Annotated in this window: 11 protein-coding genes; all 11 read left to right on the top strand. The window is 60.9% G+C overall.

What is annotated here, in order from left to right:
* Positions 1 to 168: 168 nt before the first annotated feature.
* Positions 169 to 1914 (top strand): protein-disulfide reductase DsbD, encoded by a 1746-nt coding sequence (locus ACEN8E_RS02580; RefSeq protein WP_495591315.1) that lies wholly within the window; start codon positions 169 to 171, stop codon positions 1912 to 1914.
* Positions 1915 to 2046: 132 nt separating this feature from the next.
* On the top strand, positions 2047 to 2502 hold the full coding sequence (aroQ, locus tag ACEN8E_RS02575) for a type II 3-dehydroquinate dehydratase (RefSeq protein ID WP_007971361.1): 456 nt from the start codon (positions 2047 to 2049) through the stop codon (positions 2500 to 2502).
* Positions 2503 to 2526: 24 nt separating this feature from the next.
* Positions 2527 to 2985, top strand: a complete 459-nt coding sequence (gene accB, locus ACEN8E_RS02570; RefSeq protein ID WP_495591314.1) for an acetyl-CoA carboxylase biotin carboxyl carrier protein — start codon at positions 2527 to 2529, stop codon at positions 2983 to 2985.
* A gap of 17 nt (positions 2986 to 3002) precedes the next feature.
* Positions 3003 to 4361: an acetyl-CoA carboxylase biotin carboxylase subunit gene (accC, locus tag ACEN8E_RS02565; RefSeq protein ID WP_429366255.1), complete on the top strand. Its 1359-nt coding sequence runs from the start codon at positions 3003 to 3005 to the stop codon at positions 4359 to 4361.
* A gap of 168 nt (positions 4362 to 4529) precedes the next feature.
* Positions 4530 to 5408: a 50S ribosomal protein L11 methyltransferase gene (prmA, locus tag ACEN8E_RS02560; protein ID WP_495591313.1), complete on the top strand. Its 879-nt coding sequence runs from the start codon at positions 4530 to 4532 to the stop codon at positions 5406 to 5408.
* Between the two features lie 30 nt (positions 5409 to 5438).
* Positions 5439 to 6677 (top strand): DUF3426 domain-containing protein, encoded by a 1239-nt coding sequence (locus tag ACEN8E_RS02555; RefSeq protein ID WP_495591312.1) that lies wholly within the window; start codon positions 5439 to 5441, stop codon positions 6675 to 6677.
* Between the two features lie 184 nt (positions 6678 to 6861).
* The gene (gene dusB / locus ACEN8E_RS02550; RefSeq protein ID WP_495591311.1) at positions 6862 to 7872 is read left to right on the top strand and encodes a tRNA dihydrouridine synthase DusB; all 1011 of its coding nucleotides are present in this window, start codon (positions 6862 to 6864) and stop codon (positions 7870 to 7872) included.
* Positions 7869 to 8189: a DNA-binding transcriptional regulator Fis gene (gene fis, locus ACEN8E_RS02545; RefSeq protein WP_007907419.1), complete on the top strand. Its 321-nt coding sequence runs from the start codon at positions 7869 to 7871 to the stop codon at positions 8187 to 8189. Before dusB ends, fis begins: the two co-directional genes overlap by 4 nt.
* A gap of 82 nt (positions 8190 to 8271) precedes the next feature.
* Complete coding sequence (purH, locus tag ACEN8E_RS02540) at positions 8272 to 9879, top strand: bifunctional phosphoribosylaminoimidazolecarboxamide formyltransferase/IMP cyclohydrolase (RefSeq protein ID WP_495591310.1); 1608 nt, start codon at positions 8272 to 8274, stop codon at positions 9877 to 9879.
* Between the two features lie 148 nt (positions 9880 to 10027).
* Positions 10028 to 11323, top strand: coding sequence for a phosphoribosylamine--glycine ligase (purD, locus tag ACEN8E_RS02535; RefSeq protein ID WP_495591309.1), 1296 nt, complete (start codon positions 10028 to 10030; stop codon positions 11321 to 11323).
* A 100-nt stretch (positions 11324 to 11423) separates the two neighbouring features.
* Positions 11424 to 14201 (top strand): hybrid sensor histidine kinase/response regulator, encoded by a 2778-nt coding sequence (locus ACEN8E_RS02530; RefSeq protein WP_495591308.1) that lies wholly within the window; start codon positions 11424 to 11426, stop codon positions 14199 to 14201.
* Positions 14202 to 14203: the final 2 nt, after the last annotated feature.

The raw sequence follows: 14203 nt of genomic DNA, 5'->3' as shown, positions 1-14203 counted from the left end.
GCCAGCTCCCACAAGGTCGAGGTGTTCACAAATTTTGTAAGCACCATCAATATTTGTGGGAGCTGGCTTGCCAGCGATGGCGTCGGAACATTCACCATCGAAATGCCCTCACTGCACACCCCATCAACGTCCGCTATCATCCCCCCAATTCCGATACGCGAGATCGTCATGCGCCGTTTGCTCTGCCTGTTGTTTTTAGTGTTTGCCCTGCCGGCCAGCGCCACTGGCTTGCTGGAGAATCGCCCCAGTTCGACCCTGGGTTCGATCAACAACAGCGCCGACTTCCTGCCGGTGCGTGAAGCCTTCCAGCTGAGCCTGGTAGAAAGCACGCCGCAATCGATCAAGCTGCGCTTCGTCGCCACCGAAGGTTATTACCTCTACCGCCACCGTTTTCAGTTTCGCGCCGATCCGGCCGAAGTCGTCTTTGGTGAAGCGAAACTGCCAGACGGCCAGAAAAAGCACGATGAATACTTCGGCGATGTCGAGGTCTACCACGGCATTCTCGACGTCGAGTTGCCGCGCACCGACCAACGCGCCTTCACCCTGGCCGTGACCTATCAGGGTTGCGCCGACAAAGGCCTGTGCTACCCACCGGAAACCGAGCGCTTGAGCATCGACGGCAGCGGCGCTCCGACGACGGTCTCCCAATGGAACTGGCGCGAACTGGCACTGTTTTTCCTCGCCGGCCTGGGCCTGACGTTCACGCCCTGCGTGCTGCCCATGCTGCCGATCCTGTCCGGCGTGGTGCTGCGCGGCCAGGTCGGCGGTTGGCGCGGCTTCAATCTGTCACTGGCCTATGTACTGCCGATGGCCGCCTGCTTTGCCTTGCTCGGTGCGCTGATGGGCCTGTTCGGGGCCCAGCTCAATCTGCAGGCCCGGCTGCAATCGGCGTGGGTGCTGGTGCCTTTCGCGATGTTTTTTGCGCTGTTCGCACTGGCGATGTTCGGCGTCTTCGAGCTGAAACTGCCGCACGCCATCAGCAGTCGCCTGGACCGCATCGCCGGTCGTACCGAAGGCGGGTCACTGTGGGGTGCCGCGGTGTTGGGCGTGGTCTCCAGCCTGCTGGTTTCACCCTGTGTTTCGGCGCCATTGGCCGGCGCGCTGCTGTACATCAGCGCCAGTGGCGATGCGCTGGGCGGCGGTTTGAAACTGTTCATGCTCGGCCTCGGCATGGGCGCACCGCTGTTGCTGGTGGCCACCGGCGGCGCAGCCTGGTTGCCAAAAAGCGGCCCGTGGCTGGTCTACGTGAAAAACGCCATTGGTGTGTTGTTGCTCGGGTTGGCCATCGGCCTGCTCAGCCGCGTCCTTGCGGGTCAGGTCACCTTGCTGCTGATCGGTTTGCTGGCGGGCGGCGTCGGCCTGTTCATGGGGGCGCTGGAGTTCGTCTATCAACCACCGCGCAAACGCCTGGGCCAACTGCTCGGCATGTTCCTGCTGTTTTACGCATTGGCCTGCTGGTATGGCGCCTTCAGCGGCCAGACCGACCCGTTCAACCCGATTGGCCAGCCCCGTATCGCTGACAACGGTGGAGCTGCGCAAAGCACCAGCAGCTGGCAAACCGTCAGCACGCCGGCCGACCTCGATCGCGCACTCGCCGACGCACGTTCGTCCGGCACACCGTTGCTGCTCGACTGGTACGCCGACTGGTGCATCAGCTGCAAAGTCATCGAACATGAGGTGCTGAACGACCCGATCGTCGTCGAACGCCTCAAGGGCTACCGGCTGGTCCGCTTCGACATCACCGCCAGCAACGCCGAACAACGTACCCTGCTCGACCGCTACCAGTTGTTCGGTCCTCCGGCCTTGATGTTTTTCGGCAAGGACGGCGTCGAACGCGCCGATGTGCGGGTGATCGGCGAGATCAACGCCAGGGCCTTCGCCGAACGCATTGCCAGGGCTAATGACCAAATTTAATCAAGCAGTCATATATTTCGCGCAAACATCGGCCATCGTGCCGGCTATTGCATAGAACTGGACAGTCACAAAGGCTTTGCGGCATAGTCGCCGGGTTCTGACAATTGCTCACGGATAACAAAGGAACCGCCGATGGCGACACTACTCGTATTGCACGGACCCAACCTGAACCTGCTCGGCACTCGCGAACCGGGTACCTACGGCGCCACGACGCTGGCGCAGATCAACCAGGACCTGGAACGCCGTGCCCGCGAAGCCGGTCACCATCTGCTGCACCTGCAAAGCAATGCCGAGTACGAATTGATCGACCGTATTCACGCTGCCCGCAGCGAAGGCGTGGACTTCATTTTGATCAACCCGGCAGCTTTTACACATACAAGTGTCGCATTACGTGACGCGCTGCTGGCGGTGAGCATCCCATTCATCGAAGTGCATTTGTCTAACGTGCACAAACGCGAACCTTTCCGCCATCACTCTTACTTCTCCGATGTAGCGGTGGGAGTGATCTGCGGCCTTGGCGCCAGCGGTTACCGACTGGCCCTGGAGGCCGCCCTGGAACAGCTTGAACAACAAGTTAACCGCCCCTGACCGACCCTTGGGAGTTGATGATTCATGGATATCCGTAAAGTTAAGAAACTGATCGAATTGCTGGAAGAGTCCGGCATCGACGAACTCGAGATCAAGGAAGGCGAAGAGTCCGTACGTATCAGCCGTCATAGCAAGACCCCGGCTCAGCAGTACTACGCGCCGGCGCCAATGCCTGCTCCGGTTGCCGCGCCTGCCGCTGCCGCCGCTCCGGCTGCCGCTGCTGCACCTGCCGCCGCTCCAGCACTGAACGGCACTGTTGCCCGTTCGCCGATGGTCGGTACTTTCTATCGCAAGTCTTCGCCAACCTCGCCGTCCTTCGTGGAAGTCGGCCAGACCGTGAAGAAAGGCGACACCCTGTGCATCGTTGAAGCCATGAAGATGATGAACCACATCGAAGCTGAAACCAGCGGTGTGATCGAATCCATCCTCGTCGAAGACGGCCAGCCGGTTGAGTACGACCAACCGCTGTTCACCATCGTTTGAACCGCGGAGAGCCTTTGATGACTGCGAAGTTGGAAAAAGTTCTGATCGCCAACCGCGGTGAGATCGCCCTGCGGATCCTGCGCGCCTGCAAAGAAATGGGCATCAAGACCGTCGCCGTTTACTCCAAGGCTGACAAGGAACTGATGCACCTGGGTCTGGCAGACGAATCCGTCTGCATCGGTCCGGCATCGGCCGCCCACTCCTACCTGCACATTCCGGCAATCATTGCCGCAGCCGAAGTGACTGGCGCCACCGCCATTCACCCGGGCTACGGTTTCCTTGCGGAAAACGCCGACTTCGCCGAGCAGGTCGAGAAATCCGGCTTCGCGTTCATTGGCCCGAAAGCCGAAACCATTCGCCTGATGGGCGACAAGGTATCGGCCAAGCACGCCATGATCGCCGCTGGCGTACCGACTGTTCCGGGCTCTGACGGCCCGCTGCCGGAAGACGAAGAAACCGCTCTGCGCATCGGTCGCGAAGTCGGTTACCCGGTGATCATCAAGGCCGCTGGCGGCGGTGGTGGTCGCGGCATGCGCGTTGTGCATAAAGAAGAAGACTTGATTTCCTCGGCCAAACTGACCCGCTCCGAAGCAGGCGCGGCGTTCGGCAACCCGATGGTCTATCTGGAAAAATTCCTGACCAACCCACGTCACGTGGAAGTCCAGGTCCTTTCCGATGGTCAGGGCCACGCCATCCATCTGGGTGACCGCGATTGCTCGCTGCAACGTCGCCACCAGAAAGTTCTCGAAGAAGCGCCGGCACCGGGCATCGACGAGAACGCGCGTGAGGAAGTCCTGGCCCGCTGCGTCAAGGCGTGCATCGACATTGGTTACCGTGGCGCAGGTACTTTCGAGTTCCTGTACGAAAACGGCCGTTTCTACTTCATCGAGATGAACACTCGTGTCCAGGTAGAGCACCCGGTATCGGAAATGGTCACCGGCATCGACATCGTCAAGGAGATGCTCAGCATCGCCGCCGGCAACAAGCTGTCGTTCACCCAGGATGACGTCGTCATCCGCGGGCACGCACTGGAATGCCGGATCAACGCCGAAGACCCGAAAACCTTCATGCCGAGCCCGGGCACGGTCAAGCATTTCCACGCTCCAGGCGGCAACGGCGTTCGTGTCGATTCGCACCTGTACAGTGGCTATGCCGTTCCGCCGAACTACGATTCGTTGATCGGCAAGCTGATCACCTACGGCGCAACCCGTGACGAAGCCATGGCGCGCATGCGCAATGCGCTGGACGAAATCGTGGTCGACGGGATCAAGACCAACATCCCGCTGCACCGCGACCTGACCCGCGATGAAGGCTTCTGCAAAGGGGGCGTGAACATTCACTACCTCGAGCACAAGCTGGCTGGCGAGAAGCACTAAGCTTCGAACCCATCGACAAAGCCGCCTTCGGGCGGCTTTGTTGTATCTGAAGGTTTCACACACCCCCACAGGTACAGTGGACTCCCACAAAAGCCCCGCGCTCGCGTAAACTTGCGCGCTTCTTACAGCCCGCTAGGCTGCAATCAACATTTTTCAAAGGTGCCCGCCATGCCTTGGCTGCAAGTACGTCTCGCCATCAGCCCAGAACAAGCCGAAACCTATGAAGACGCTTTCCTTGAAGTGGGCGCCGTGTCGGTGACCTTCATGGACGCCGAAGATCAGCCTATCTTCGAGCCGGAACTCAACACCACGCCGCTGTGGTCGCACACGCACCTGCTGGCTCTGTTCGAAGGCGGTACCGAGCCCGGCCCGGTACTGGCCCATCTGGAGCTGCTGACCGGCAGCCCGCTGCCTGAACACCACAGCGAAGTGATCGAAGACCAGGACTGGGAACGCAGCTGGATGGACAACTTCCAGCCAATGCGTTTCGGCCAGCGCCTGTGGATCGTGCCGAGCTGGCACGCCGCGCCGGAGCCTGATGCAGTTAATTTGCTGCTGGACCCGGGCCTGGCGTTCGGCACCGGCACTCACCCGACTACCGCATTGTGCCTGGAATGGCTCGATGGCCAGGACCTGAAGGACTGCAATGTGCTGGACTTCGGCTGCGGCTCGGGGATTCTGGCGATTGCCGCCCTGTTGCTGGGCGCCAAACAGGCCGTCGGCACCGATATCGATGTGCAGGCTCTCGAGGCTTCCCGCGACAACGCCGGACGCAACAACATTGCCGAAGAGCTATTCCCACTGTACCTGCCGCAAGACCTTCCGCAGGTGCAAGCCGACGTACTGGTGGCGAACATTCTCGCAGGCCCGCTGGTTTCCCTGGCTCCGCAGTTGTCCAGCCTGGTCAAATCGGGCGGTCGTCTGGCACTGTCGGGCATCCTTGCTGAACAAGGCGGCGAAGTCGCCGCTGCCTACGCCGTGGACTTCGATCTGGATCCGATCGCCAATCGCGATGGCTGGGTGCGCATCACTGGCCGTCGGCGCTAGAATGACCGCCTGCATAATCCGGATCGCCGCATGACCGATAGCTTCGTCACCCAGTGCCCGCATTGCCAAACCAGCTTCCGCGTCAGCCATGCCCAGTTGAGCGTGGCGCGTGGCGTGGTTCGTTGCGGCTCTTGCCTGCAAGTGTTCAATGCCGCCAAGCAGTTGCTGGAGCAGGCTGGCAAAGAAGCACCGGCAACACCGCCGAAGCCTGAAGAGACTGTCGAACCTGCGCAGCCTCGCACCATCAGCCAAAAGCAATGGAGCGCTGCCGAACTGGATCTGGACAGCCTCGATCTGGACGAAGAGCTCGCCCGGCTCGAACAACGGGAAATCCAGCCGATCACCGAATTCGGTCGTCATCGCGATGATTCACTGAGCGCCCGTCGCGACAGCGTCGAGCAGGACGAAGAGCCGTGGCCCGACAGCCTGTTCAGTGAGCCGGCCGCAGATCGCGCGCAAGCCGACGAATCGCTCGACAGCCTTGAAACGCCGGAGTCCACGGTCGAACCGGGTAAAGCCTCACGTACCGAACCTTCGCTGTCCCTGGAACCGGTTGATCTGGACGACGAGCTGCAGCCACCTCAGCTGCGACTGCACGACCCTCTCGATGCCCCGCTGAACCACGAACGCCTCTCGGCCACCGACGAAAAAGAAATCGACGACAACCTGCCCTCGGTCGAACCGCTGCGCAAACGACGCGAACGCAGTGAGCCGGGCGTGCGCGCCGAGGTGCTGCAAGACCTGACCGACGATCCGCTGCAACTGGATTGGCAAAAGCGTCGTTCGCCCTGGGGCCGACGGCTGTTGTGGGCGCTGCTGATCCTGATTGCCGCTGGCGCCCTCGCCGGCCAGTACATCGCCTACCATTTCGACGAACTGGCGCGACAGGATCAATATCGCCCGTGGTTCCAGCAGTTTTGCCCGCAAATCGGCTGCACCGTGCCTTCCAAGGTCGACATTGCAAAAATCAAAAGCAGCAACCTGGTGGTACGCAGCCATCCCGAGTTCAATGGCGCCCTGGTGGTCGATGCGATCATCTATAACCGCGCGCCCTTCTCCCAGCCCTTCCCGCTGCTGGAACTACGCTTCGCCGACCTCAATGGCCACCTGATCGCCAGTCGCCGCTTCAAACCCGGCGAATACCTCAATGGCGATCTCGAAGGCATGGCGGAAATGCCTCCGCAAACGCCAATTCACATCGCCCTGGACATTCTCGACCCCGGCGCCAAGGCCGTGAACTACAGTCTGAGCTTTCACTCTCCGGAGTGAAACGCTTCATCGCACCCTGATTGACGTCGGCATTCTGAGCCCACCCGGCATACCAAACCACGGGTAATAACAGAATAACTGTTCAGATTTTGTTCAATTCAGCCTTTATCCAGTCATCGAGAGCGGGTATCATGCCCACCCTTTTTCGAACTCTCATGATCCGGCCCCACAACAGGGAAGTCCTATGTCGGCGGTACGCATCGGTCCATACACGTTAAACAACAGCTTGATTCTCGCCCCCATGGCGGGCGTCACCGACCAGCCCTTTCGTCAGCTGTGCAAGCGCTTGGGCGCGGGGCTAGTAGTCTCGGAAATGGTCACCAGCGACATGAGCCTGTGGAACACCCGCAAGTCGCGCATGCGCATGATCCACGAAGGTGATCCCGAGCCACGCTCGGTACAGATCGCCGGTGGTGATGCGCAGATGCTGGCGGACGCCGCCCGGGCCAACGTTGAAATGGGCGCGCAGATTATTGATATCAACATGGGCTGTCCGGCAAAAAAGGTCTGCAACAAGGCTGCCGGGTCCGCACTGTTGAAGGATGAACCCCTGGTAACCGAGATCCTGCAGGCCGTCGTGGCCGCGGTCGATGTGCCGGTTACCCTGAAGATCCGGACCGGTTGGGACCGGGACAACAAGAACGGCCTGACGGTGGCGAAGATCGCCGAACAGGCAGGCATTACGGCGCTGGCAGTGCATGGCCGCACCCGTGCCGACCTGTACACCGGTGAAGCCGAGTACGACACCATTGCCGCGATCAAGCAGGCGGTGTCGATTCCGGTCTTCGCCAACGGCGATATCGATTCGCCGGAAAAAGCCCGGTACGTGCTCGACGCGACCGGTGCCGATGGCCTGCTGATTGGCCGGGCCGCCCAGGGGCGGCCGTGGATTTTTCGCGAGATCGACCATTTCCTGCGTACCGGCGAGAAACTCCCGGCGCTGGAACTGATCGAGGTGGAACGCATTCTGCTAGAGCATCTGGCCGCCCTGCACGCCTTCTATGGCGATGTCATGGGCGTGCGCATTGCTCGAAAGCATGTGGGCTGGTATCTCGCAACCCTGCCGGGCGCCAGGGAGTTTCGCGCCCACTTCAATCGTTTGGATGGTACGGATACACAATGCGCCAACGTTCAGGCGTTTTTCGCCGAACGTTACAAGAGCCTGACAGGGGACGGAGAGTGGGTGGCCGCATGACGATGATGACCGAGACTTTAGTGAGTGGAACAACACCCGTGAGCGACAACGTGAATTTGAAACAGCACCTCAATACTCCGAGCGAAGAGGGTCAGACCCTTCGCGGGAGTGTCGAGAAGGCGCTGCACAATTATTTCGCCCACCTTGAGGGCGCTGCCGTCACGGATGTGTACAACCTGGTGCTCTCCGAAGTCGAGGCTCCCCTGCTCGAGTGCGTGATGAACTACGTCAAGGGCAACCAGACCAAGGCCAGCGAACTGCTCGGGCTGAACCGGGGCACGCTGCGCAAGAAACTCAAGCAGTACGATTTGCTGTAAGCATTCAATCAAACCAGAAAGGCGCCCGCGTAAAACCGGTCGCCTTTTTTGCTGACTTCCTTTGCTTTTGATGGAAATTGAGATGACCGACCAGACTACCCGCCTGCCGATCCGCCGCGCCCTGATCAGCGTTTCCGACAAGACCGGGATCCTCGAATTCGCCAAGGAGCTTGAAGCCCTGGGCGTCGAGATCCTCTCCACCGGCGGAACGTTCAAGCTGCTGCAGGACAACGGTGTTGCCGCAGTGGAAGTCGCTGATTACACCGGTTTTGCAGAGATGATGGACGGCCGGGTGAAGACCCTGCACCCGAAAATCCACGGCGGGATCCTCGGTCGTCGCGGTATCGACGACGCCATCATGAACGAGCACGGCATCAAGCCGATCGACCTGGTAGCGGTCAACCTGTACCCGTTCGAAGCCACCATCAACAAGCCAGGTTGCGACCTGCCGACCGCCATCGAGAACATCGACATCGGCGGCCCGACCATGGTCCGCTCCGCGGCCAAGAACCACAAGGACGTGGCCATCGTGGTCAATGCCGGCGATTACGCCAGCGTCCTGGAAAACCTCAAGGCCGGCGGCCTGACCTACGCTCAGCGTTTCGACCTGATGCTCAAGGCCTTCGAGCACACTGCCGCCTACGACGGCATGATCGCCAACTACATGGGCACTGTTAACCAGGCTGCCGACACTCTCAGCACGGAAGGTCGCAGCGAGTTCCCGCGCACCTTCAACAGCCAGTTCATCAAGGCCCAGGAAATGCGCTACGGCGAGAACCCGCACCAGAGCGCGGCGTTCTACGTTGAAGCCAAGCCTGCCGAAGTCGGCATCGCTACCGCGACCCAACTGCAAGGCAAGGAACTGTCGTACAACAACGTGGCCGACACCGACGCCGCGCTGGAATGCGTGAAGAGCTTCGTCAAGCCGGCTTGCGTGATCGTCAAGCACGCCAACCCGTGCGGCGTGGCCGTGAGCCCGGACGCCGAAGGCGGCATCCGCAAGGCCTACGACCTGGCCTACGCCACCGACACCGAATCCGCCTTCGGCGGCATCATCGCCTTCAACCGCGAACTGGACGCCGAGACCGCCAAGGCGATCGTCGAGCGTCAGTTCGTTGAAGTGATCATCGCCCCTAGCGTCAGCGAAGAAGCCCGCGCCATCGTGGCGGCCAAGGCCAACGTGCGCCTGCTGGCCTGCGGCGAGTGGTCGGCCGACCGCGCGGCAGCCTGGGACTACAAGCGCGTCAACGGTGGCCTGCTGGTACAGAGCCGTGACATCGGCATGATCGGCGCCGATGACCTCAAGGTCGTGACCAAACGCGCACCGACCGAACAGGAAATCCACGACCTGATCTTCGCCTGGAAAGTCGCCAAGTACGTGAAGTCCAATGCCATTGTCTACGCCAAGAACCGCCAGACCATCGGTGTCGGCGCCGGCCAGATGAGCCGCGTGAACTCCGCGCGCATTGCTGCGATCAAGGCAGAACATGCCGGCTTGCAGGTTCAAGGTGCAGTCATGGCATCCGACGCATTCTTCCCGTTCCGCGACGGCATCGACAACGCGGCCAAGGCCGGTATCACTGCGGTGATCCAGCCAGGCGGCTCGATGCGTGACAATGAAGTGATTGCTGCTGCCGATGAAGCCGGCATCGCCATGGTATTTACCGGCATGCGCCACTTCCGTCACTGATAGAACGGCTTCCCCTGTAGGAGCGAGCTTGCTCGCGAAGATCGATTAGACGCCGCGCTGTTCCAGAGGCCCCGCGTTATCGTTATCCACCATCGCGAGCAAGCTCGCTCCTACAGTTCCCAGATTTGCGTCATCCGAGGTTTATGAAATGAATGTTTTGATCATTGGCAGCGGTGGCCGTGAACATGCCCTGGCCTGGAAAGTGGCTCAGGATCCACGCGTGCAGAAGGTGTTCGTGGCTCCGGGCAACGCCGGTACCGCCATCGAAGCCAAGTGCGAGAACGTCGCCATCGACGTACTGGCGCTTGAGCAACTGGCAGACTTCGCCGAGAAAAACGTTTCCCTGACCATCGTCGGCCCTGAAGTGCCGCTGGTTGCCGGTGTTGTGGATCTGTTCCGCAGCCGCGGCCTCGACTGCTTCGGCCCGACGGCTGGCGCTGCGCAGCTGGAAGGTTCGAAAGCCTTCACCAAGGATTTCCTGGCTCGCCACAAGATCCCGACTGCCGACTACCAGAACTTCACCGAAATCGAGCCGGCCCTCGCTTACCTGCGGGAAAAAGGCGCTCCGATCGTGATCAAGGCCGACGGCCTGGCCGCCGGTAAAGGCGTGATCGTCGCCATGACCCTGGCCGAAGCCGAAGACGCCGTGCGCGACATGCTGGCGGGCAATGCCTTTGGCGATGCAGGTTCGCGCGTGGTCATCGAAGAATTCCTGGACGGCGAGGAAGCCAGCTTCATCGTCATGGTCGACGGCAAGAACGTGCTGCCGATGGCCACCAGCCAGGACCACAAACGCGTCGGCGACGGCGACACCGGTCCAAACACCGGCGGCATGGGTGCCTACTCCCCGGCACCAGTGGTCACCGCCGACGTGCACAAGCGCGTCATGGATCTGGTGATCTGGCCGACCGTGCGCGGCATGGCCGAGGAAGGCAACGTCTACACTGGCTTCCTGTACGCCGGTCTGATGATCGACAAGGCTGGCAACCCGAAAGTCATCGAATTCAACTGCCGTTTCGGTGACCCGGAGACCCAACCGGTGATGCTGCGTCTGCAGTCGAGCCTGGTGTTGCTGGTCGAAGCCGCCCTGGCCCAGGCGCTGGATAAAGTTGAAGCGCAATGGGATCCACGCCCGAGCGTCGGCATCGTCCTGGCCGCTGGCGGCTATCCTGCTGACTACGCCAAAGGCGCAGCCATCAAGGGGCTGGATGCAGCCTCCGCACTGGAAGGCAAGGTTTTCCACGCCGGCACTGCGCTCAAGGATGGTCAGGTAGTGACGGCCGGTGGTCGTGTGTTGTGCGCCACTGCCATGGGTGCCAGCGTCGATGCTGCACAGCAGCAGGCCTACAAGCTGGCGGCAACGATTGACTGGGAAGGCTGTTTCTATCGCAAGGACATTGGCTACCGCGCCATTGCCCGCGAGCGTGGCGAAAATCAGGAATAAGGTAAACACCGCGCCAGGCAATGAACACGGTTTATTGCCTGGCTGTTCCGGCACCGCGCATCGTTATATTCTGGCATCAACCTAACGAAGGGATTTCGCCGTGCGCTGGCTCAGGATTGCCATAAGCTTAACCGTCACTTTGCTGACCTTGCTCTGCATGCTACCGGCCCAGGCCGCGCAAGGCAGTGGCTGGGCGGTATTGCTCGACGAACAGGGCGACCTGCAACTGGGCGACATCCGTTCCGCACGCTACACCAATCAATTCAGCCCTATCGAACCCGACCGCATTACCGCGGCCGAACCCGATGGCGCGTTATGGTTGCGATTCAGGCTGGCACCGGGCAAACACGAACAATTGCTGCGGGTGTTTGCGCCCGACCTGCGCCAATTCAACATGTACGTACTGGACGGCGACAAGCTGATCGATCAATCCAGCACGGGCAACGAACACCCCCAATCCGAGCGGCCATTGCCCAGCAGCGACTTCATGCTGGCCCTGCCGCAAAGCGACAACCCCCTCGATGTATACGTGCGACTGGCCTCTGACCACCAGTTACGGCCCTATATCACCCTGCAGTCGGCGATCACCGCAGCTGCCAACCAGAACCAGACGCTGATCTATGGCCTGCTGTTCGGTTGCATCGCCATGTTGATCCTGCACAATCTCATTCGCTACGCCTATACCCGCTCGCGTAGCGCCCTCTGGCTGGCGGCGTGTGAAGGGCTGTTGATGCTCAGCCTGCTGCTGTTGCTGAACCTCGCCGGACCCTGGCTACCGGACTGGCATGCACTGCAAACGCCGGGGGCTTACCTGGCACTGCTGCTGACTGCACCCTGCGGCCTGATGCTTGCCCATCGCTTTTTCTCCCCGCTGGGGCCGCACCCACTGAATCGGTTGCTGCTAGGCGAGGTCCTGCTCATCACCGCCTGCGGCCTGATGCTGCTGTTCGTCAATACCTTGCCACTGAACTTCATTACCTACGGCCTGGTAGCCCTGGCAGGCCTGAGCATGCTGTTCACCAGCGCCTATCACTGGCAAAAAGGTTATCGCCCGGCTCGCCTCTTCGTGGCGGCCATGGTGGTGTTCAACCTCGGGACACTGGTCATCCTGCCGGCGCTGTTGAGGCTGACTCTGATCGAACCCCACGGCTTGATCACTACGTTGCTGGTATTCATCTGTATCAGCGGCCTGCTGATGAGCATCGCGCTGAGCGAGCGCCAGCGCCGCATCACCGAAGACCGTTTCAGCATCAGTCGCGACCTGGCGGCCAGCAATGCGGAGATCAACGCCAAGGCCGAGTTCCTGGCGAAGATCAGCCATGAGATCCGCACCCCGATGAACGGCGTCCTCGGCATGACCGAGCTGCTGCTGGGCACACCGCTTTCAGTCAAGCAACGCGACTATGTGCAGACGATCCACAGCGCCGGCAACGAACTGCTGACACTGATCAACGAAATTCTCGACATATCCAAACTCGAATCAGGGCAGATCGAGCTGGACGATGTGCAGTTCGACCTCAACGCACTGATCGAAGACTGCCTGAGCATCTTCCGCGCCAAGGCCGAGCAGCAAAACGTCGAGTTGATCAGCTTCATCCAGCCGCAAGTGCCGCGGGTGATCAGCGGTGACCCGACGCGCCTGCGCCAGACCCTGTTGAGCCTGCTGGAAAACGCCCTGAAAAAAACCGACGAAGGCGAAATCCTGATCGTCGTGGCGCTCGACGAGCGCAGCCCCAAACCGCGCCTGCGTATTGCCGTGCAGGACAGCGGTGAGCCCATGGACGCCGAAGAGCGCGATGCCCTGATGCACGCCGAACTGCACAGCCGGCATTTCCTTTCGGCCACCCACCTGGGTGGCAACCTGGGCCTGGTGATTGCCCGGCAGCTGATTCGCTTGATGCAAGGGGAATTCGGGATCAAGAGTGGCAGCAACCAGGGCAGCACCCTGTGGCTGACCCTGCCGCTGGACCCGGATCGCCTCGAACACCCGACCTCAGACCTCGACGGCCCGCTGCAGGGTGCACGGGTATTGGTGGTGGACGACAACGACACCTGTCGCAAGGTGCTGGTGCAGCAATGCAGCGCCTGGGGCCTGAACGTCAGCGCCGCACCTTCCGGCAAGGAAGCACTGGCGCTGCTGCGCACCAAGGCTCATTTGCGCGATTACTTCGATGTGGTCCTGCTGGACCAGAACATGCCCGGCATGACCGGCATGCAACTGGCAGCCAAGATCAAGGAAGACCCGAGCCTGAACCATGACATCCTGCTGATCATGCTCACCGGCATCAGCAATGCGCCGAGCAAGATCATCGCGCGCAACTCCGGGATCAAACGCATCCTCGCCAAACCGGTGGCCGGTTACACCCTCAAGACCACCCTGGCCGACGAACTGACCCAACGCAACAAAGGTCAGGTCGTCACGCAAACACTGCCAAGCGGCCCGGCCCTGCCTATCAAGGTCCCCAGCGACTTCCGCATTCTGGTGGCCGAAGACAACAGCATCTCGACCAAAGTGATCCGCGGCATGCTGAGCAAGCTCAATCTGCAACCGGATACCGCCTGCAACGGCGAAGAAGCCTTGCAAGCGATGAAGGACCAGCGTTACGACCTGGTTCTGATGGACTGTGAAATGCCGATCCTCGACGGCTTCTCCGCCACCCAGCAATTGCGTGCCTGGGAAGTCGGCAATCAGCGGGCCCGTACCCCCGTGGTGGCATTGACCGCCCATATCCTGGCCGAACACAAAGAGCGTGCGCGCCAGGCCGGCATGGACGGCCACATGGCCAAACCGGTTGAACTGTCACAGCTGCGCGAACTGATCGAGCACTGGGTCGCCCAGCGTGACCAGCAGAATCGCGCAACGATCCAAACGTCCTGAGC

This window comes from Pseudomonas sp. Pseusp9 (assembly GCF_059491265.1).
This window is presented reverse-complemented; position numbering and strand designations above follow the sequence as displayed.